The organism is Pseudomonas sp. Irchel 3A5, from assembly GCF_900187575.1.
Classification (GTDB): Bacteria; Pseudomonadota; Gammaproteobacteria; order Pseudomonadales; family Pseudomonadaceae; genus Aquipseudomonas; species Aquipseudomonas folii.
Genome location: NZ_FYDU01000002.1, coordinates 476196 through 497419 on the forward strand (window position 1 = coordinate 476196; position 21224 = coordinate 497419).

The 21224-nt window shown below is 57.7% G+C and carries 19 protein-coding genes; 6 read left to right on the forward strand and 13 right to left on the reverse strand.

Annotation, left to right across the window (positions count from 1 at the left end):
• Positions 1-4 precede the first annotated feature (4 nt).
• The 3 genes from dut (at position 5) to argB (ending at position 4088) form a co-directional block, all read left to right on the forward strand.
• A complete protein-coding gene (gene dut, locus CKW31_RS04770; RefSeq protein WP_095093254.1) occupies positions 5-460 on the forward strand; it encodes a dUTP diphosphatase in 456 nt (151 codons plus the stop codon).
• A gap of 96 nt (positions 461-556) precedes the next feature.
• The gene (locus CKW31_RS30265; protein ID WP_176469776.1) at positions 557-3154 is read left to right on the forward strand and encodes a phosphomannomutase/phosphoglucomutase; all 2598 of its coding nucleotides are present in this window, start codon (positions 557-559) and stop codon (positions 3152-3154) included.
• A 28-nt stretch (positions 3155-3182) separates the two neighbouring features.
• A complete protein-coding gene (gene argB / locus CKW31_RS04780) occupies positions 3183-4088 on the forward strand; it encodes an acetylglutamate kinase (RefSeq protein WP_095093255.1) in 906 nt (301 codons plus the stop codon).
• A gap of 176 nt (positions 4089-4264) precedes the next feature.
• Here argB and CKW31_RS04785 read toward each other — a convergent pair whose 3' ends face one another.
• On the reverse strand, positions 4265-5278 hold the full coding sequence (locus CKW31_RS04785) for an HPP family protein (RefSeq protein ID WP_256582477.1): 1014 nt from the start codon (positions 5276-5278) through the stop codon (positions 4265-4267).
• 409 nt (positions 5279-5687) lie between these two features.
• Entirely contained in the window at positions 5688-5999 is a 312-nt protein-coding gene (locus CKW31_RS04790; protein WP_095093288.1) for a hypothetical protein, read from the reverse strand.
• A 655-nt stretch (positions 6000-6654) separates the two neighbouring features.
• Between CKW31_RS04790 and CKW31_RS04795 the strand changes: the two genes are divergently transcribed.
• Complete coding sequence (locus CKW31_RS04795; RefSeq protein ID WP_095093257.1) at positions 6655-7044, forward strand: SCP2 sterol-binding domain-containing protein; 390 nt, start codon at positions 6655-6657, stop codon at positions 7042-7044.
• Here CKW31_RS04795 and CKW31_RS04800 read toward each other — a convergent pair.
• The 11 genes from CKW31_RS04800 to CKW31_RS04850 form a co-directional block, all read right to left on the reverse strand.
• Positions 7041-9002, reverse strand: a complete 1962-nt coding sequence (locus CKW31_RS04800) for a DUF4105 domain-containing protein (protein ID WP_095093258.1) — start codon at positions 9000-9002, stop codon at positions 7041-7043. The two genes, CKW31_RS04795 and CKW31_RS04800, sit on opposite strands and share 4 nt — an antisense overlap.
• A complete protein-coding gene (locus CKW31_RS04805; RefSeq protein WP_095093259.1) occupies positions 8999-9319 on the reverse strand; it encodes a DUF2388 domain-containing protein in 321 nt (106 codons plus the stop codon). Before CKW31_RS04805 ends, CKW31_RS04800 begins: the two co-directional genes overlap by 4 nt.
• Positions 9320-9355: 36 nt before the next feature.
• The gene (locus CKW31_RS04810) at positions 9356-9661 is read right to left on the reverse strand and encodes a DUF2388 domain-containing protein (RefSeq protein ID WP_095093260.1); all 306 of its coding nucleotides are present in this window, start codon (positions 9659-9661) and stop codon (positions 9356-9358) included.
• Between the two features lie 103 nt (positions 9662-9764).
• Positions 9765-10082 (reverse strand): DUF2388 domain-containing protein, encoded by a 318-nt coding sequence (locus CKW31_RS04815; RefSeq protein WP_027899871.1) that lies wholly within the window; start codon positions 10080-10082, stop codon positions 9765-9767.
• Positions 10083-10215: 133 nt separating this feature from the next.
• Entirely contained in the window at positions 10216-11403 is a 1188-nt protein-coding gene (locus CKW31_RS04820) for an MFS transporter (protein WP_095093261.1), read from the reverse strand.
• A gap of 415 nt (positions 11404-11818) precedes the next feature.
• Positions 11819-12034, reverse strand: coding sequence for a DUF1127 domain-containing protein (locus tag CKW31_RS04825; protein WP_027899874.1), 216 nt, complete (start codon positions 12032-12034; stop codon positions 11819-11821).
• A gap of 318 nt (positions 12035-12352) precedes the next feature.
• On the reverse strand, positions 12353-13846 hold the full coding sequence (locus CKW31_RS04830; protein WP_095093262.1) for an acetyl-CoA hydrolase/transferase family protein: 1494 nt from the start codon (positions 13844-13846) through the stop codon (positions 12353-12355).
• A gap of 181 nt (positions 13847-14027) precedes the next feature.
• A complete protein-coding gene (locus CKW31_RS04835; RefSeq protein WP_087274619.1) occupies positions 14028-15473 on the reverse strand; it encodes an NAD(P)(+) transhydrogenase (Re/Si-specific) subunit beta in 1446 nt (481 codons plus the stop codon).
• A complete protein-coding gene (locus CKW31_RS04840; protein WP_027899877.1) occupies positions 15473-15793 on the reverse strand; it encodes an NAD(P) transhydrogenase subunit alpha in 321 nt (106 codons plus the stop codon). Before CKW31_RS04840 ends, CKW31_RS04835 begins: the two co-directional genes overlap by 1 nt.
• 10 nt (positions 15794-15803) lie before the next feature.
• On the reverse strand, positions 15804-16925 hold the full coding sequence (locus tag CKW31_RS04845; protein WP_095093263.1) for a Re/Si-specific NAD(P)(+) transhydrogenase subunit alpha: 1122 nt from the start codon (positions 16923-16925) through the stop codon (positions 15804-15806).
• 424 nt (positions 16926-17349) lie between these two features.
• Positions 17350-18261, reverse strand: coding sequence for a LysR family transcriptional regulator (locus CKW31_RS04850; RefSeq protein WP_095093264.1), 912 nt, complete (start codon positions 18259-18261; stop codon positions 17350-17352).
• Between the two features lie 153 nt (positions 18262-18414).
• On the opposite strand from CKW31_RS04850, the gene CKW31_RS04855 reads away from it, so the two are divergent.
• Both CKW31_RS04855 and CKW31_RS04860 read left to right on the forward strand, forming a co-directional pair.
• On the forward strand, positions 18415-19596 hold the full coding sequence (locus CKW31_RS04855; RefSeq protein ID WP_095093265.1) for an acyl-CoA dehydrogenase: 1182 nt from the start codon (positions 18415-18417) through the stop codon (positions 19594-19596).
• Positions 19597-19607: 11 nt separating this feature from the next.
• The gene (locus CKW31_RS04860) at positions 19608-20828 is read left to right on the forward strand and encodes a CaiB/BaiF CoA-transferase family protein (protein ID WP_095093266.1); all 1221 of its coding nucleotides are present in this window, start codon (positions 19608-19610) and stop codon (positions 20826-20828) included.
• Positions 20829-21224: the final 396 nt, after the last annotated feature.

The following is a 21224-nucleotide window of genomic DNA, read 5'->3' on the forward strand; positions in this document are numbered from 1 at the left end:
ACGAATGCACGCTCTACAAGCCAAGATCCTCGACCCTCGCATTGGCAGCGAATTTCCTTTGCCGGCTTATGCCACCGTCGGTTCAGCCGGGCTCGACCTGCGCGCCATGCTCAAGGAAGACACTGTCCTTGAGCCTGGCCAGACGCTGTTGATCCCAACCGGTCTGTCGATCTACATCGGTGATCCTGGTTTGGCGGCATTGATCCTGCCGCGCTCGGGTCTTGGTCACAAACACGGTATCGTGCTGGGTAATCTGGTGGGTCTGATCGACTCCGATTACCAGGGCGAACTGATGGTCTCCTGCTGGAATCGCGGGCAGACTGCTTTCAATATTTCCATTGGCGAGCGCATTGCTCAACTGGTGCTGGTACCGGTGGTGCAGGCGCATTTCGAACTGGTTGAAGAGTTCGATGAAAGCCAACGCGGTGCTGGCGGTTTCGGTCACTCAGGCAGTCACTGACCTTGAGCCGATGACTCGTCGCCTGCCAGCCTGAGGCTGGCAGGCGTCGGGTGAGTGACTGTCCAGCTTCAGGATGAATGACCGGGGAGCGTTCAGGTGCAAGGCAGCCAACAGCATGCAACATCCGATATCCAGCCTCCGGCGCCAAGTCTGGCTGTGCTGGCTCCCGGTATTTTTCCTGCGCTGATCGCTCTGATCATCGCCGGCACTCTGGTCTATCTCGCCCTGACCAGCAATCCTCTGGGTCGTCAGCACCTTGAGCAAGCGTGGGGCGGTACTCAGGCCTCGGCGGTGGCGCTGGCTCTCAAGCAGATCGGTGCCGAGACGCAGGCCGCGGCCCGGGATCCTGCGCTGCTTCAGGCATTGCAAAGCGGCAACCCTTCTCTCATCGACGAAGCGCAAAACCGGATGCGGTTTCGCGACGGCGTACTCGGCGCTCGTCTCAATCCTTTAGGCATGTCGGATATCGGCAGCCAGGGTGGGTTGCCTGTCAGTTTCTCCACGCTGGACATGCTCAACAAAGTCACTCGTGGCGAGGAGCCTGTGCCTGAGGCTCGCGCAGTCGGCGAGCGCTGGATGATCTACAGCGCAGCGCCGTTGCGCTCTGATCCAGCCGCCCCGGTCGGTGGCACGCTGTTGCTGGCCTTCGATCCGCAACGCCTGCTCAATGCGCTTCCAGTTATGCCTGAATCCACGGGCCGGATACGTTTGATTCAGCAGTTTGGCAACGGTCCAGAGCAGGTTTTACTGCAACGCGGCGAAGCTGATGGCGCTAAACCGCAACGGCTGGACACCGGGTATGCGAACTGGAAGCTGGAGTTCACGCCCGGCCCGGCACTTGCTTCCTCACCTCCCTGGCTATTGCTGACGCTGGCGGCATTAGTCGCTCTAGCCAGTGTTTTGCTGGGTCTTTACCTCAATGAAAGGGCTCTACAACGGGGCATTTGCGCCGATGTCCGACAACTGGATCAGCTGCTCGAAGAACTCTCTCGCGGAAAAGCCGTCAAACCCTTCGGTTTGGGCCTGCCGGTCCTCAATGGGCTGGCTAGACGTCTTGCCTGTTTTTCACCTTCCATTCAACAACCGGTAACGGAAATCGTTGATAAGAGGGATGAGTCAGGCTTGGCTCCTGGCTCCAAGATGACCGACTTAAAGACACGTAGTGCTTCAGCATCGGCTCCACATGTTGCCACGGGTGACGGCTGGACCGATCCGCTGTTTCAAGATACCGACATTCTCGATATCGACATCCTCGACGAAAACCAGGACTTCCTGAGATCGGAGCACCCCCCAGTTATGAGCAATCCAGCATCTGTGGCACCAAAGTTTCCTGACGATATTTTCCGCGCCTATGACATCCGCGGCATCGTGGGTGACACCCTTAGCGCCGAAACGGCGTATTGGATTGGTCGCGCCATTGGCTCCGAAAGCCTGGCCCAGAACGAGCCCAACGTCAGTGTTGGCCGCGATGGACGCCTTTCCGGCCCCGAGTTGGTTCAACAGCTAATCCAGGGTCTGCACGACAGCGGTTGTCACGTCAGTGACGTTGGCCTGGTGCCAACACCTGCCTTGTATTACGCGGCCAACGTATTGGCGGGCAAGACTGGTGTGATGTTGACCGGTAGCCACAACCCCAAGGATTACAACGGTTTCAAAATCGTTATTGCTGGCGATACCCTCGCCAACGAGCAGATTCAGGCGCTGCACGAGCGCATCAAGACTGGCAATCTGACCTCGGCCAAAGGCAGCATCACTAAAGTCGACATCCTTGATCGCTACTTCAAGCAGATCAAAGAAGACATCGTCATGGCCCGCAAGATGAAAGTGGTCGTGGACTGCGGCAACGGCGCTGCCGGTGTCATCGCGCCACAACTCATCGAAGCGCTGGGTTGCGAAGTGATTTCGCTGTTCGCCGAAGTGGACGGCAACTTCCCGAACCATCACCCGGATCCGGGCAAGCTGGAAAACCTTCAGGACCTGATCGCCAAGGTTAAAGAAACCGGCGCTGATCTGGGCCTGGCGTTCGACGGCGACGGCGACCGTGTTGGCGTTGTCACCAACAAAGGCAACGTGGTCTATCCAGACCGCCTGCTGATGCTGTTCGCGCTGGACGTGCTCAAGCGTAACCCGGGTGCCGATATCATTTTCGACGTCAAATGCACCCGTCGCCTGACGCCTTTGATTCAGCAGCATGGCGGCCGCCCGGTAATGTGGAAGACCGGTCATTCGTTGATCAAGAAAGAAATGAAGAAAAGCGGCGCGCTGCTCGCGGGCGAAATGAGCGGCCACATCTTCTTCAAAGAGCGTTGGTTCGGTTTCGACGACGGCATCTACAGTGCTGCGCGCCTGCTGGAGATCCTCAGTCAGGAATCGCAATCGGCTGAAGACCTGTTCGAGACTTTCCCGAATGATATTTCGACGCCTGAAATCAACATCAAAGTGACTGACACCACCAAGTTCAGCATCATAGAAGCACTGGAGAAAGATGCTCAGTGGGGCGATGCCAAGCTGACCACCATTGACGGCGTGCGAGTGGACTATCCGAAAGGTTGGGGTCTGGTTCGCGCTTCCAACACAACACCGGTACTGGTGCTGCGTTTCGAGGCCGAAACCGAAGCCGAGCTGCAACGTATCAAGGATGTGTTCCACGCCGAACTGAAAAAGGTTGCGCCGGACCTTCAACTTCCGTTCTGATTGTTTTTTCCTTTGACTGGAGCCTTGAATGACCCTCGAACGTGATTCCGCCGCCAACGTCGCCAAAGTATTGTCCGAAGCGCTGCCTTACATTCGCCGCTTCGTTGGCAAGACGCTGGTGATCAAGTACGGCGGTAACGCCATGGAGAGCGACGAGCTGAAAACCGGCTTTGCGCGCGACATCGTGTTGATGAAGGCTGTTGGCATCAACCCGGTAGTGGTTCACGGCGGGGGGCCTCAGATCGGTGATCTGCTCAAGCGGTTGTCGATCGAGAGCCACTTCATCGATGGTATGCGTGTCACTGACGCGCAAACCATGGATGTGGTGGAAATGGTTCTGGGCGGCCAGGTTAACAAGGACATCGTCAATCTGATCAATCGTCATGGCGGCAGCGCCATCGGCCTGACCGGTAAAGACGCCGAGCTGATCCGCGCCAAGCGCCTGACTGTTACACGTCAGACGCCGGAAATGACCAAGCCTGAAATCATCGATATCGGCCATGTCGGCGAAGTAGTCGGGATCAATACCGACCTGCTGAACATGCTGGTAAAAGGCGATTTCATCCCGGTCATCGCGCCAATTGGCGTGGGTGCAGACGGCGAGTCCTACAACATCAACGCCGATCTGGTGGCAGGCAAAGTCGCTGAAGCCCTCAAGGCTGAAAAGCTGATGCTGCTGACCAACATTGCAGGCCTGATGGACAAGCAAGGCCAGGTACTGACCGGCTTGACCACTGAGCAAGTCAACGGCCTGATCGCCGATGGCACGATCTACGGCGGCATGCTGCCGAAGATCAAATGCGCGCTGGAAGCAGTGCAAGGCGGCGTGACCACCTCGCACATCATTGACGGCCGCGTGCCGAATGCCGTACTGCTGGAAATCTTCACCGACACCGGTGTAGGTACTCTGATCAGCAATCGCAAGCGTCACTGATCAAGCTAAATGCTTCATGAAAGCCCTGCCGATGTCGGTGGGGCTTTTTTTATGCCTGTTGTCGCGGTCGTATATCAGTCCTGAACCGAAGGCGCTGCCCAAGGCTGCGATGGCGTCCTGCCTCACCCACCGCAATTCGCAGCCTTCGGCAGCGCCTACAAGTTCATGACGTCTCCTCAGGCACGCACCGCGGCATACAGCGCTTTGATCAAATCCGACTGGGTGATGATGCCGACCAGGTGTCGTTCGGCATCAATGATCGGAATGTGTCGGTGGCCGTTTTCGGAGAACACAGGGACAAGGTCGATCAACAAGCGATCACTGCTGGCGACGCGGACGGTACGGGTCATGATTTGCCCGACGATGTTGGCAGGTTGATCCTTGCGGGAGTGGCGCAGCAGTGCGCGCAAATGCCAGCCGACGCCTTCGTGGGCGTCCAGATCAATCTGTTGCATGAAGTCCGCCACCGTTACGATGCCCATCAGGTGCTGCTGTCTGTCGATCACCGGCAGGGCTTTGATCTTGTGTTTGCGCATCAACGCCCAGGCTTCACGCAGCGGCATTTCCTGGCGGGCCGAAATGGGCTGAGTACTCATCACATCAGCGCAACGCAGTTCGCCCATCTTGCGCTGGTAAGCAGAAACTTCGGCCTGTTCGAGCAAGGCTTGCAGGTCGTCACGGCTGACGTCCAGCACTTGGTTGTAATGGGCGAGGGCTGCGTCCAGATCTGCGTCACTGAATCGGCTGGCAGCTTTCGTGGTGGCGGGTTTCTGCACATGCGGCCATGGTCGTTTGGTCAGGTTGTTGTAGATCAGACCTGCGACCACCAGCAGTGCGGAGTCGATAAGTACCGGGCTCAGCGCGAACTCGAATCGGTCACAGCCAATCAGCACCATTAACAAGGCTGCCGCTCCGCCGGGCGGGTGCAGGCAACGCAAGGCGAACATCACGGCGATGGCCAGGCTTACCGCAAGCGCAGCAGCGAAGGTCGCGTCGGGCACCCACTTTACGCAGGCAATGCCCACTAGAGTGGAAAGCGTGTTGCCGCCCAGTACCGACCAGGGTTGCGCGAGTGGGCTGGATGGCAGCGCGAAAACCAGTACGGCGCTGGCCCCCAGCGGCGCAACCAAGGCCATGGCGAGCAGGCTGTGTTGGCTTGCCGGTGCCCCTTCAAGCCAGAAGGCTGCCATTACGGCGACCAGCAAAATGCCGAGCGCTGCGCCGCAACAGGCGCGCCATTTTTCTTGTGCATCGATGGCGTGGGGTGCGGGCCAGAGTGCCCGGAGGCGTGAAGTGAATGAAACGCGTGACGGCGGTGAAGAAGGCAGTTGAACTGGCATGGTCGAATTGAGGCCGAGAAAAAGAGAAATGTCCTGAGACTGTAGTCGTCGCTTGGGCGTGGGGCGAACGTTAAACCCTACAGCCGGTATGCGCTATAGCGCGGGGATTTCTTATTTGTCGGGTTCGGACGCGCCCTGTTAGGTGTTTGCGGTAGAACGCCATCGCTGCCTCGCGTTGCTCGTCAGCTCCTACATGGATGGTTGTGCGTCTGGGTCTGTGGGCGCTAAAGCTCCAATGCCAATTATTGTTCTCTTTCGATCATGCAAAGTTAATGTTCATCTTGGAATCGTTACGCTTCCATAGTCTCTTCTCAATCACTCGATTCACATCACAGGCTTCCAGCATCAGCAAATGCGCGGTGCTGGCCAATGTGGTGATATCGGATTCGTCGGTGTGGGTCGGGTTCATGTGGGCGAGGGTGTCGAGGAAGCGGGTGGCGAGGCTGATGCGGGTTTCGGCGAAGGCGTGCAGGTCTTTGAGCGGCGCATGGCTGTCGAGTAGCAGTACCGCGCGATCCAGTCCGGGCTGGGTGAGGGGAATGTAGCGGGCGTGTTCGGTGTCGTGGTTCATGTGCTGAAAACTCCTGACCGATGTGATGTCGCCACGGCTGATGAAAGGGTGGCGGCTGTGCGCGGGTTGACGAACCGGTGACTTGATACCCCATAAGCCCGGCAGACCCGAGGGTCTCCCACGCACAGCTGCCATAACGTGGCTTCTGCTGGGGTTCAAGTCTTGCGGATCGTCAAATCCGGTCGTTGATTTGGCAACGACGAGGCGAAGGTTAGAGGTTCAGCAGGGGGCCATGGCGGTATATATAGCTATTGTCTGGAGCAGGTGAAGCGGGGATGTGTTGCCGGGCGTGAGTTTGACTCTCGAGGCAGTAGTAGATCGTATCGACCCCTGTGGCCGAGCTTGCTCGCGATAGGACTAACTCGACCTCAGACCGTGTCATCGTTTATCGCGGGCAAGCCCAGCTCCCACATAGACCGCGTTCAGCCGGAAGGGCGTCGAGATATTCACCACATATTCTTCGCCAGAAATACCGCCCTCCCGGCTAAAGCCGGTCCTACGGGATTGCAGGCCAACATAGAATCTCCTCCGGGTTTAGCGCGACTTCAATGTGACCAATCAGTCACGAAAAGTTATACATCTCCTCCGAATTTGCTGCTGAATAGCATCGAACAAGCAGCTACACTCGCGGCCCGATCTTCCTTCGAGCATGCCCATGAAATTTCGTTTTCTACTCTGGATGCTGGGCCTGTTGATGGCGCGGGCCAGTCGCACTAATCCGGCGTTTCAACAGCAACTGGCGGGCAAGGAATTGACCTTCGTGCTGCAGACCGCTGATGGTAAGGTCGCACGGCATTTTGTAGTCAGTGGGCAGCGGGTTAGCAGTGCTTCGGGCGTGATTGCAGAGCCCGGCTTCGCGATTATCTTCAAGGACGCCGCCTACGGTTTTGCGACGCTGCAAGCCAAGAACAAACAGCTGGCGTTCATGCAGGGCATTCAGGACAAAGACATTCAGATCAAGGGCAATGCCGGTCTGGTAATGTGGTTTCAGGGCTTGATGAAGTACCTGAAACCACGCAAGAAAAAGCAGCCGGTCAAAGCTTAAGGCAGCTCCAGCCCGCCACCGGCTTTGTGCAAGGCCCGCAAGTGCTCGCTGAGTTGCTTGAGGTTGGCTTCGTTGGCGGCGATTTCTTTGGCGCGCTCGGGTTCGAGCAGGGCGCGAACTTCTTTATCAAGGTCACCGGTCAGGCGCTGTAGCTGCTTCTGGCGCTGGCTGCTTTCGTCTTCCAGACGTTTCCATTCTGCTGTTTGCGGCAAGCCGTAGCCGCCACTGTCGAGCAGTTCGGCCGGACGACTGAGGAAGCCGCTGCTGGCGAGAATTTCCTGCAAGGTGCCGGTGGCTTTGGAGACGCTGCCGTCTTTCTGCTCACGGGCACTGAGGTAGCGTTGCTTGACTTCATCCTGAGCTAACAGCAACTGCCGACGCAGGCTGGCTTGCTCAAGCAGCAACATGGCCGCGCTGGTGCGCAGGTCCGCTTGCGGTAACCAGGGCTTGCGCTCTTCGGCAGACAGCGACATCCATTCTTCAACAGAGGTCTGCTTGATCGGCAGGTGCTTCCTCAGCACGTCGAACATTGCTTGATAGCGGTCGCGATAGGAGTCGAAACGGTAGCCTTTGCGCAGCGCTTCCTTGGGATCATCCAGCACGCTGGTGTCGGCCAGGCCTCGGCCTTTAAGCACCTCAAGCAGGCCGTTGGGCAGGATGCTGTCCAGGTCGACCAGCTTGGGATTGTTGGTGCCGCTGCGCAGCAGTTTGAGGTTTTCCACGGCGCAGTTGTTGGACAGGAAGAAGTAGTTGCCGTCGTAACTCCAGTGCATTTCAGCGGCGTGCTGCACCAGTCCTTCGATTTCCGGACGGGACAGTTTCAGCGGCACCGAAGCCAGACTGCGCAGTTCGGTCTTGGTGTATTCATCGATCACCTGTGCCAGTGGCAGCACGAACAGCCGTGACGGGTAGGCACCCATCAAACCATCCCAACTGGACAGTTGAACGTCACCGACAAACGCGCGATACGACAGCACCAGATGTTGGTCCAGATCGAGGCGGCAGTCGGGTCCACGTGGACGGCCGGGTTTGCAGATGACCAGCCGCAACATGCTATGGCCCCAGCGGCTCATCATGTTCTGGTTGGCTTCGGCCAGCAGGTAATCCACCTCATACACCCGCTCGGGGTCGAGTTTGCCCAGTGGCTCACGGCCGAAGTCGTTGCCTGCGTTCAGGTATGGGTAGAACGACGGGCACTGTTCTTTTGCGGCAGGTGCCCAGCCGAATTGTTCTTTGTAGTAGGCGTACAGCGCTGGACGGCGGCAGACATAGGCCGGATCGAGCAGGAAGTACTCCATGTTGACCGCAACGAATTCCAGCGGGCTGGTGGTTTCATAGATGTCGGGGCTGCGTGCAACCTGGCCGTTGTGTTCTTCGCGATCACCGCGGCGGCCGACGTATTGCGGCCAGCCTGCCAGGTCCAGCAGGCGCGGGTCATCGCTCAGCGTGAAGCGGCGGTCAGTCTGGCCCCGGCAGTAATCAGGCAAGCCGACTTTTCCCAGCGAGCTGCTGCGTCGTCCACACTGGAAGATCACCGAGCGTTGAGCCGGTGACCACAGGCGCGCGCGGTCGTAGATGTGAGTCAGCTCATGCAGCACGGTGGCGAGCATTTCTCTGCGCACCGTGCCGTGGGGGCGATTGGTCTGTTTGGTCGCGGCGCTGCCGTCGGTCAAGCCCGCCAGCAGATTGGTATTGAGGTCGAGGCGATAGGGACCGGATGCCTGGCCATATGCATTGGCAGGCATGTCGGTGGACCAACGCACGTCGACACGTCGATCCAGATCTTTGACAAAGCTGGGCGGCAGGGCACCGAGCGCTTCGTCCAGTAGCGTCTGGGTGGCTTTTTGCTGCGCAGGGCTGAGGCCGCTGGCATCCAGCGACAGGCTCAGGTCAGCGAAGGCAGACGTGCCAAGCAGAGACAATGCGCCTGCCAGCAGCCAGACGCAAAGGCGCCTCACAGAGCGAGAATGGCTTCGGCGAGCACTTGATCACTGGCACCGCGCGCTTCTGGCAGGCGGGTGCGCAGCATGTCGAACGCTGCGTCGAGTTGCGCGCCGTGGATATCGCCACCGCTGGCAACGTAGCTGGCCGCGTCGTCCTTGGCCTGGACCACGATTTTGGAGTCGCGGATCGAGGTGGTGGTGTCGGACGTGAAGTCGATGGTGCGACCGAAAGCGCGCACGATGATGTTGCTGGTCTGCACGACGGTTTGTGCTTGAGCGACATCAGCCAGCAAAAACAGGCCCAGGGTGGCAGCAATCAGGGGGGTACGCATGGAAGGTCTCCAAGTAATGCAGAAGAGGTGAAGTGGCTATTGGACGAGGATTGCTTGCGCGAGTTCGAGGTCGCTGACACTAAGTTTTGGATCAGCCTGGCGCAGAGCCATTAGCGCTGATTCCAGGCGTGCTCCCAGCAGTTCGCCGTCACTGGCGACAAAAGCCGCAGCATCATCCTGCGCGGCAACAATCAGCTTTCTATCAAAGGGCGCGGTCGTCACTTTGCTGGTGACGTAGCCTGTTATGACCAAAGATTGCGTGGTGGTATCCAGCGCCTGGGCCGGTGCGGTCCAGAGCAGGCACGTTATCGGGGTGATGAACAGCAGCGGCAGTAAACGCATGGCTCTCTAACACTTGCAAAAACGAGTCGCAAGGCTAGCGCAATGGCCGGTCTAGAGCCAGCCTGACAGCCTGAGCGGATGCCCGGGCTGTCAGGGCGCGACGTCAGATGGCCAGAATGGCTTGGGCCAGTTGAGCGTCAGAAGCTTGCAGTTGTGGTGCGATCTGGCGAATGTGCTGGAAAGCATTTTCCAGGCGGGCGCCACGGATTTCACCGGCGCTGCCTACAAACGTGGCGGCGTCATCGCGGGCTTCGCGAACGATTTTGTCGTCCCTGAAGGAAGAGCTGACGTCAGAAGTAGCGTTGGTCGTTGAATCAACGGTGCGCACCATGGCATCTGTTGTTACAACAAAGCTGGTGGCATTGGCGCCGGTAGCAGCAGTCAGCAGGACAGCGGCACCTAGCAAGCGAAGACGGGACATGATCGGACTCCATTGGAACAGAAAGCGATATTAAAGAAACATGGGGTAACCCGGCTGTTTCGTGAAGGCCGTGACAGAACTCATGGTACGGGACTGCCCAAGCCTAGCATGGCGGCGCTGTGGAGGGTGTTTCCTATATTCTGCGTGCATTTGCCATCAGAGCGTCGTTGAGCCATCGGCCCAGGCTGATGACCCAGACCAGCAAGGCAATCAAGCCGGTGCTGAACAGCATTCCATTGACCCCGCCGTGGACGATGAGTTTGCCAGCAATGAAAGGAAAGCCGAACACGCCCAGAAAATACGCCAGGCTGAAAAGCACTAATGACTGCGCGGTAAGCCCCGATGGCGCTTCGTTCGCCGCAAGCCCGTTAATGACCGAATAGTTGAGCCCATAACCGACGCCGAGCATTGCAGCCGCCACGCCGTAGCTCAGGCTGTCGTGAACCCACTGTCCAAAGCCGATGACGGCAATCAGCATGATGGCGCTCAACACGCAGGACGCTGCAAAAGGGTTGCGCTTGACCACCCAGCTCGCAATCAGCAAGCGGCAGCAAATGGCCGCCCCCATGAAGCAGACGAAGAACATCGAGTAATCGAGCCCCAGACTTGAGGCGTAGCTGGTCTGAAAGCTGCCCAGGCCGCCGAAAATCGCGCCACCCAGGCCCACCATCAAAATGGAGAAAGCTGCTCTGGACGTCAGCACTTTGCGTACCGAACCGAAGCTGATTTGTGCGCGGTCTGTACGGTTGATGATCTGGCGTTGTCCTGTCCGCCAGAAATACAGTCCTCCTGCTACCGCCATGACCGCAGCACAGAAAAAAGCTGTCTGTATCGGTAGCCCGAAGATGCTTGCCAGCTTTCCCGCCAAAGGCCCTGTGCCAATACCCGTAAGCATGCTGCCCGATAGCAATGCGAAGCTATGGCTGCGGCGGGCAGGTTCAACCATGCCCGCCACCATAATGGGCCCCAGGGTATAGAAGACTCCCCAGCCGAGGCCGAGCATCAGGGCGCAGGCCATAAGCCACGGGCCGAGGCTGTCTGCAGTCGCGAATCCCAAGGACGCCGCCGCCAGAAAGCTCGCCCCCAAAGCTATACAGCGCGCCGGTCCCCATTTATCCGTCAGATGCCCAGAGCCCAGCACGGCTGCAATAGTGCTGATCATCGCGACGGAAATCACTTGGCCTGCATAGCGCTCGTCCCCGCCGAAGGATTTGATCAGTAGCGTCAGGAGGAAGGTTGAGCCGTAAGAAACTGAAAGCATGAGGCTGGCTATGCAGAAGGCGCCAAAGCTTGAAGGCTGGCTGGGTGGAGAATGGGTCATGCGCGTATCCATGCGTGGTGGTTCTGGCTTTTTAGCACTAACGCGCTTGGCGTTAGTTGGTGAAGTGGCGGAGTGAAGGTCGAGGGATTTATAACAAACTGTACCTGTTTTATGCTGGCTTTAAATAACTGTACTTGTTCGGGCTGTTGAGCTTTGATTTCGGTCTTTAGCCGTTTACCTCCATCCAATACCGCGAATGGGAGCGCACTCCCTGTAGGAGCTGCCGAAGGCTGCGAATGCTTTGAAACTGACACACCGCCATCGCAGCCTTCGGCAGCTCCTACAAGGCGAGGTCAGAGTTTTTGATGTTCCAGAAATGACAAAACCCGTCGGCAGTTACCTGCGACGGGTCTTGTATGAAGCAATTCGGGTTGCTGGTGAGTGACCTTGGAAGGTCAGGACCAGCGTGCGCCAGTTAGCGCCAGAACGGCTTGCTCAGCTCTTCATAACGTTGCGATTCGCTGATACCTGCGTCAGCCAGCAGACGTGCATCCAGGCGGGCCAATTGGTGGCGGCTGGACAGGCGACGTTGCCAAAGCATCAGGTTAGCGAAAGCGCGAAGAGGCCATGCAGCTTTTGCGGTTGTAGCGGTGTTTTCGTGGAAAAGGTCGGAACTGAGTGTACGTTCCATGGTGTGCATCCTTCCGCTTGTGGCGGGCTAGAGAGTGATTTAACTGGTGCCCATCTTCCTCCGAGTTGGCCAGTCTCTCTAGACACAGTTCAACTGTATTGTGCGAGTTCAGTTAACTGTTTAAAGGCACTGTTTTGTTCCTATTTGGGGCAACTGTATCGGTCTGCACGTTTTCAGTGCATTTTGTGCGCTGATTTGGTGAAAACTCTGTTTTACCCCCTTCAAATGACCGGTACAGCAGTACAGTTTTTTCAGTATTGTCTTTTTTGGCCTGGTTGCGAGACAGAAAACTGTATTGCTGCCTCGCAACTGTGTGCTTTAGACGGGAAGCATGCTCCCTGTTTCGTCCAGGCGAGAGTGCCAACTCAGTGCTTCGCGGAGCACATGCGGGGTGTGTCCCCCTTTAAGGCAAGCGGCTGCAAAGTAGGCGTTGAGAGCGTCCCGGTAAGCTGGATGTACGCAGTTGTCGATGATCACTCGGGCGCGTTCCCGGGGTGCCAGGCCGCGCAAATCCGCCAGGCCTTGCTCGGTCACCAGAATGTCCACGTCATGCTCGGTATGGTCCACATGGCTGACCATCGGCACGACGCTGGAAATCGCGCCGCCTTTGGCAATGGATTTGGTCACGAAAATGGCCAGGTGCGCGTTGCGGGCAAAATCGCCGGAGCCACCAATGCCGTTCATCATGCGCGTGCCGCACACATGGGTGGAGTTGACGTTGCCGTACAGGTCGAACTCAAGCGCGGTGTTGATGCCGATGATGCCCAGGCGCCGGATGATTTCCGGGTGATTGGAGATCTCTTGCGGGCGTAACATCAAGCGCGACTTGTAGCGCCCGAAGTCGGCGAATACGTCAGCGTGTTTGCTGGCCGACAGGGTCATGGAGCTACCCGATGCGAAACTCAGCTTGCCCGCGTCGAACAGTTCGAATGTCGAGTCCTGCAGAACCTCGGAATACATCGTCATGTCGTGGAAAGGCGAGTCCACCAGACCATGCATGACGGCATTGGCGATGGTGCCGATCCCTGCCTGCAGCGGCATCAGCTTGTTGGTCAGCCGGTCCTCGCGCACTTCGTTTTTGAAGAACTCCACCAGGTGATTGGCGATGGCCTGGGTGTCCTGATCCGGAGGCAATACCGTTGAGGGCGAATCGGGTTGGTTGCTGATCACGATGCCGACGATTTTTGCCGGATCGATCTGTACCGCCGGATTGCCGATGCGCGTGTCAGCTTGCAGCACTGGAATGGGCAGCCGGGTAGGGCGATAGGAAGGAATGTAGATGTCGTGCAGGCCCTCAAGCTCCAGAGGCTGAGCGAGGTTGATCTCGACGATGACTTCCTTGGCCAGGATCGCAAAGCTGGCGGAGTTGCCCACTGAGGTACTGAGTACCAGATGGCCGTCTTCGGTAATCGCTACGCACTCAATGATTGCCAGATCCACGGCCTTGATCTGCCGGTTACGCAGTTGCTCGACCGTGTCAGACAGGTGGCTGTCGATGAACATCACCGAGCCGTCGTTGATAGCCTTGCGCAGGGTGCTGTCGACCTGGAATGGCGAGCGACGTGACAGCACGCCAGCTTCGGTCAGTTGTTTGTCCAGGTCGTTGCCCAGGCTGGCGCCGGTCATCAGGCTGATCTTGAGCGGCGACAGTTTTGCGCGTTCGGCCAGTGCGTGGGGTACGGCTTTGGCTTCACCTGCTCGGGTAAAGCCGCTCATGCCAATGGTCATGCCGTCCTGAATCAAGGCGGCAGCGTCGGCCGCGCTCATGACCTTGTTCATCAGAGAGGGCAAGCGGATACGATCACGGTACATGGGATTCTTGTCTCGGAGGTGGAAGCGAAGTCCAAGTCTAGAGAGTTGGACTGTGTTCGTCCCGCTACCAAGGTCGCATTGGAGGCTCTAATTAGCGGGTTTCAAAGCAAAACACTGTTGCGCAGAATGTAAAAAGCCCCGGCGTTTTCGCGCCGGGGCTCGGGTTCAACGCGCCTGGAGACTACGCGTTGTCGACCGCCTTAACCATGTCCTCGATCACCTTTTTGGCGTCTCCGAAGACCATCATGGTTTTGTCCAGATAGAACAGCTCGTTATCCAGACCGGCATAACCGCTGGCCATCGAGCGCTTGTTGACGATGATGGTTTTGGCCTTGAAGGCTTCCAGAATCGGCATGCCCGCAATTGGCGATTTAGGGTCGTTCTTGGCTGCCGGGTTGACCACGTCGTTGGCACCCAACACCAGCACCACGTCCGCCTGACCAAACTCGGAGTTGATGTCTTCCATCTCGAACACCTGGTCGTAAGGCACTTCGGCCTCGGCGAGGAGTACGTTCATGTGGCCTGGCATACGTCCGGCAACCGGGTGGATCGCGTACTTCACGGTCACGCCGTGGTGAGTCAGCTTCTCGGTCAGCTCTTTAAGCGCGTGCTGCGCCCGGGCAACTGCCAGGCCGTAGCCCGGAACGATGATCACGGTGTCGGCGTTGGTCAGCAGGAAGGTTGCGTCGTCGGCCGAGCCGGACTTCACCGGGCGGGCTTCTTTGGCGCCTGCCGGACCTGCATCGTCAGTCGCACCGCCGAAGCCGCCGCCAATCACGTTGAAGAACGAGCGGTTCATGGCTTTGCACATGATGTACGACAGGATCGCACCGGAAGAGCCCACCAGAGAGCCAGCGATGATCAGCATCGAGTTGTTCAGCGAGAAACCGATACCGGCCGCTGCCCAGCCCGAATAGCTGTTGAGCATCGACACGACGACAGGCATGTCGGCTCCGCCAATCGGGATGATCAGCAGTACACCGATCACGAAGGCCAGAGCCAGCATGATGGCGAATGCGGCGAGGTTGCCGGTGAACATGAAGAACAGGCCGAACGCCAGGGTAGCCAGACCCAATACCAGATTCAGCTTGTGCTGCCCGGCGAACTGTACCGGTGCGCCCTGGAACAGGCGAAACTTGTATTTGCCGGACAGCTTGCCGAACGCAATGACCGAGCCGGAGAAGGTGATTGCACCAATCGCCGCGCCCAGGAACAGCTCCAGACGGTTGCCCGCAGGAATAGCATCGCCCAGGTTTTTCACGATGTTCAGCGACTGCGGCTCTACCACTGCTGCAATGGCGATGAACACCGCTGCCAGGCCGATCATGCTGTGCATGAAAGCAACCAACTCAGGCATCTTGGTCATTTCAACGCGCTTGGCCATGATCGAACCCGCGGTGCCACCCACCAGCAGGCCGATTACGATATAGCCGATGCCTGCCGAGGTGTCGGACAGGGCTGCCAGTTTGTAAACCAGGCCAATGGTGGTCACGACGGCCAGACCCATGCCGAGCATGCCGAACAGATTGCCGCGACGCGATGTGGTTGGGTGCGACAGACCTTTGAGAGCCTGAATGAAGCAGACCGCCGAAACGAGGTACAACAAGGTGACGAGGTTCATGCTCATTACTTCGCTACCTCATCTTTGGCTTTCGGCGCTTTTTTCTTGAACATTTCCAGCATGCGTCGGGTGACAAGGAAGCCACCGAATACGTTAACGGCAGCCAAAGCCACTGCCAGGGTGCCCATCGTCTTGCCTAGCGGCGTGACGGTCAGCGCAGCGGCCAGCATCGCGCCGACGATGACAATCGCCGAGATGGCGTTAGTCACGGCCATCAGCGGTGTGTGCAGTGCTGGCGTTACGTTCCAGACCACGTGATAGCCGACATAAATCGCCAATACGAAAATGATCAGGTTGTAGATACCTGGGGAGATCAGCTCTTCCATTGTTTTATCCTCAGCCGTTCTTGCGGATGACTTGGCCGTCGCGGCACATCAGGCACGCGGCAACAATGTCGTCTTCCAGGTTGATGTGCAGCTGACCGTCCTTGTCGAACAGCAGCTTCATGAAGTCCAGCAGGTTGCGGGCGTACAGGGCCGATGCGTCTGCGGCGACCAGCGCGGGCAGGTTGGTGTAACCCACCAGCGTGACGCCGTGCTCGACAACGACCTGATCAGCCACAGTCAGCGGGCAGTTGCCGCCTTGTGCAGCAGCCAGATCAATCACCACAGAGCCGGGCTTCATCTCGGCCACGGTTTGCGCGCTGAGCAATACCGGCGCTTTGCGGCCCGGGATCAGTGCGGTGGTGATGACGATGTCCGACTGCTTGGCGCGCTCGTGCACTGCAACCGCCTGACGCTGCATCCAGCTGGCAGGCATCGGGCGGGCGTAACCACCCACACCGACGGCGCACTCACGCTCTTCATCGGTTTCGTAAGGCACGTCGATGAACTTGGCGCCCAGAGATTCGATTTGCTCCTTCACGGCAGGGCGGACATCGGAAGCTTCAACCACGGCGCCCAGGCGCTTGGCAGTGGCAATCGCTTGCAGGCCAGCCACGCCAGCGCCGAGTACCAGTACTCGCGCAGCTTTGACTGTGCCCGCTGCGGTCATCAGCATCGGCATGAAACGCGGATAGTGATGAGCGCCCAGCAAAACGGCCTTATAGCCCGCAATGTTGGCCTGGGACGACAGCACATCAAGGCTCTGCGCGCGGGAAGTACGCGGCGCGGCTTCCAGAGCAAATGCGGTGACACCTTGCTCGGCCATCTTGCCGATGGTTTCGCTATTGAAGGGGTTAAGCATCCCGACAACGATCGCGCCGCTCTTGATCTGCGCCAGTTCGCTGTCGTTCGGCGCGCAGACCTTGAGCACTAGCTCGGCAGCCAGCGTATCGGCGGCGGTGCCAATGGTGGCGCCTGCTGCCTGGTAAGCGCTGTCCGTGACGCTGGCAGTGATGCCCGCTCCACTTTGCACCGTAACCCGATGGCCTTGGGCGATCAGCTTCTTGATGGTTTCGGGGGTTGCAGCAACCCGCTTTTCACCCGACTGGGTCTCCAGTGGAACGCCAATGTGCACGTGTAATCTCCTGCGTGATCTTCTTGTTTTCTTCAATTAGGCCAGCGCACTTCAGCAAGTACGACTGGGGCTGCCGATCAGCATGATCCCGCCATTTCCGGGCGGGGCGCGGCATTTTGCAGGCGAAGTTTGGTACCTTCAATTCATTTTGTAACGAGACGATAAATTAACTACAAGTCATCCCGTGACCAAATGTCGCAGCATTCGGCTGCGAGCCCTTAATTGCTGGGCCTTACAGGGAAAGTAGTCGAAATATCAGAAAACCCTGAATCCGGTTCTGGAATCAGGGATTTTGAGGAAGAATCGGGCTGGGCATCAGGCAGTTTGTGGCTTAGAGGCCTTATTTTTCATGCGGAGATAGGAGAGCTTTTATGCGACAAAAACTTATATCTGTAGGTTTTGTGAGGGCATGACTACACAACTATCAGGCCTTTTTAGAGCTTTCACGCTCGTAAGTCCTGGCTTGCTCTACAAGCCAGTCTCGGAATGCGCCTAATGATGCCGATTCCACTTTGCGCACCGGAATCATCAGGTAGTAGGCCTTGGGGCTGGCGAGTGCGTGCGGGTTGGCGATCACGAGTCGCTGCTCTTTCAGCTCGCGCTGTATAAGGAAGGGCGGGATCAGGGCGATGCCCATTTCGTGGCTGGCAGCTTGGGCTAGCATGGAAAACAGCTCATAGCGCGAGCCTGTCATGTCCCGTGCGACGTTCATCTCCAGTCCGCTGAACCATTGTCGCCAGGCGTAGGGGCGGGTGGTCTGTTGCAGCAGCGGTAGAGTCGCGATTTCTGCTGGGGAAAACTGGCTCCGTTTGCCTAATAGAGCGGGGCTGCAGACCGGGACGGGGTTTTCACCCATCAGCCGGTAGGACTCGGTGCCTGGCCATTCGGCATCACCAAAGTAGATAGCGGCGTCGAAATCAGTATCGGCAAACAGAAACGGTCGGGTTCGGTTGGTGAGGTTCACCGTGACGTCGGGCTGGTTCTGCTGGAAGTCCTTCAGGCGAGGCAGTAGCCATTGGGTGCCAAACGTCGGTACGACTGCCAGTTCAATCGCGTTGGCGCCTTGGTTGCCCATCACTGACAAGGTGTCGCGCTCTACCGCGTCCAATTGCGTCGCGACACGCCTGCTGTAAGACAAGCCCGCGTCGGTCAGTTTCACGCCCCGCCGAGAGCGTCGGAACAGTTCTATGCCGAGGAAGGATTCGAGGCTGCCGATCTGTCGGCAAATGGCGCTTTGAGTCAGGGACAGTTCGTCAGCGGCTTTGGTGAAGCTCTCATGGCGAGCGGCGGCCTCGAAACTGACGAGTGCAGCGGTGCTGGGAATTTTGCGACGCATGTACGCAGCCCTCACTAATCACAGCCGATATGGGTCTTGTTATGAATCTCGGAGTGAGAAATTAGCACAATAGCGTGCAGATTCATCGTTTGTGAGGTCGTCGTGTCAGGTCTAGGATCAACCCATAACTATTTCAATGATTGAGGATGGCTCATGGCTGGCAAGGCAAGCTTTAACTGGATCGATCCCCTGCTGTTGGACCAACAGCTCACGGAAGAAGAGCGTATGGTGCGCGAAAGCGCGGCGCAGTTCGCCCAGGACAAGTTGGCGCCCAGAGTGCTTGAAGCCTTTCGTCATGAGCAGACCGATCCTGCGATCTTTCGCGAAATGGGTGATGTCGGCCTGCTCGGTGCGACTATCCCGGAAGAGTATGGCGGCAGCGGCCTCAATTACGTTTGCTATGGATTGATTGCACGAGAGGTCGAGCGCATCGACTCGGGTTACCGTTCAATGATGAGCGTGCAGTCCTCGCTGGTAATGGTCCCTATTAACGAGTTCGGTACTGAGGCGCAAAAGCAGAAGTATCTGCCCAAGTTGGCTTCCGGCGAGTGGATTGGCTGCTTTGGTCTGACAGAGCCTAATCACGGGTCTGACCCTGGTGCGATGATTACCCGGGCAAAGAAAGTCGACGGCGGCTACAGGCTTTCAGGCAGCAAGATGTGGATCACCAACAGTCCGATCGCCGATGTGTTCGTGGTCTGGGGTAAGGACGATGAGGGTGACATTCGCGGCTTTGTGCTTGAGAAGGGTTGGGCCGGGCTGAGTGCGCCGGCGATCCATGGCAAGGTCGGTCTGCGCGCCTCCATCACCGGCGAGATTGTCATGGATAACGTCTTTGTCCCTGAAGAAAATATCTTCCCGGATGTGCGCGGTCTTAAAGGGCCCTTTACGTGTCTTAACTCGGCTCGTTATGGCATCTCGTGGGGCGCTTTGGGGGCGGCCGAGTTTTGCTGGCACACGGCGCGGCAGTACACCCTGGATCGTCAGCAATTCGGGCGTCCATTGGCGGCCAATCAGTTGATCCAGAAAAAGCTGGCGGACATGCAGACTGAGATCACTCTGGCGCTGCAAGGCTGTCTGCGTCTGGGGCGTATGAAAGATGAGGGCACGGCAGCGGTTGAAATCACTTCGATCATGAAGCGTAACTCCTGCGGCAAATCTCTGGACATCGCCCGTATGGCTCGCGACATGCTGGGCGGTAACGGTATCTCCGATGAGTTCGGCATTGCCCGGCATCTAGTCAACCTTGAGGTGGTAAATACCTACGAGGGGACTCATGACGTACATGCGCTGATTCTCGGGCGTGCGCAGACCGGCATTCAGGCCTTCTATTAAGGAGGTCGGCAATGGGGGCGCTATCGCATATCCGCGTGCTGGATTTATCTCGTGTCCTGGCCGGGCCCTGGGCGGGGCAGATACTGGCTGATCTGGGAGCCGAGGTCATCAAGGTCGAACGGCCTAGCAGTGGTGATGACACCCGCGCGTGGGGGCCTCCATTTCTGAAGGATGCTCAGGGCCAGAGCACCAGTGAGGCGGCTTATTACCTGTCGGCTAACCGGAACAAGCAGTCCGTCACCATCGACTTCACGTTGCCTGAGGGGCAGAAGTTGGTCAGGGAGCTGGCAGCAAAGTCCGACATCCTGATCGAGAACTTCAAGGTCGGCGGTCTGGCTGCTTACGGACTGGATTACGCCTCACTTAACGCAATCAATCCGCGTCTGATCTATTGCTCTATAACCGGCTTTGGACAAACCGGCCCCTATGCGAAGCGTGCAGGGTACGACTTCATGATTCAGGGGCTGGGTGGTTTGATGAGCCTGACCGGGCGTGCGGATGATCAGGATGGAGCAGGTCCAGTGAAGGTGGGTGTTGCGCTGACAGATGTGATGACCGGGGTCTATTCAAGCACAGCGATACTGGCTGCCTTGGCGTATCGTGATCAGAGCGGGCTTGGTCAGCATATCGATATGGCGTTGCTGGATGTGCAGGTGGCCTGTCTTGCGAATCAGGCGCTGAACTACCTGACTACCGGCATTGCTCCGAGCCGTTTGGGGAATGCGCATCCGAACATCGTTCCTTATCAGGACTTTCCCACGGCTGATGGCGACTTCATCCTGACGGTAGGTAATGACGGCCAGTTCAGGAAGTTTGCAGAAGTGGCCGGGCAGGCGCAGTGGGCGGACGATCCAAGATTCCTGACTAACAAGCTGCGGGTCGCCAACAGGGCGGAGTTGATCCCTCTGATTCGTCAGGCGACCGTATTCAAGACCACTGCACAGTGGGTGAGCGAGCTGGAGGCTGCGGGTGTGCCTTGCGGGCCTATCAATGATTTGGCTCAGGTGTTTGATGATCCGCATGTGCAGGCGCGAGGGCTTGCGATGAACATGCCCCATGCGCTGGGCGGGAGTGTGCCTCAAGTGGCCAGCCCCATACGGCTGTCTGTGACGCCAATTGAATATCGGCGTGCGCCGCCTTTGTTGGGTGAGCACACTTCAGAAGTGCTGGAGCGCATATTGGGGTTGTCGACGCCGGAAGTGGTCAGACTGCAGCAGGCTGGTGTGCTGTAGCGCTTCTATATATAGGCTCTCTATATAGAAGAAGGGCTTTATAAGGTTTTTCATGAAAAGCACAAATTAGCTATTGACGGCCTCTCAGATCTCTCTATAATTCGCACCTCTTCTGGCGCAGACAGAACGAAAAACTCTTTGGTAATCAATGAGTTGGACGATTCGGCTAGCGAAGAAGAGGCTTCGATGAAGTTGATCGAAAGCGGTGAAAAAAGGCAGTTGACAGCAGGTTGTAACGCTGTAGAATTCGCCTCCCGCTAACGAGCAACGTGATGTTGATCGAAGCGCAAGTGGTTGAAGTTGATAAGGAAACTTTGAAAACTTCTTAAAATAACCGCTTGACAGATACAGAGGCTGCTGTAGAATGCGCGCCTCGGTTGAGACGAAAGCTCTTAA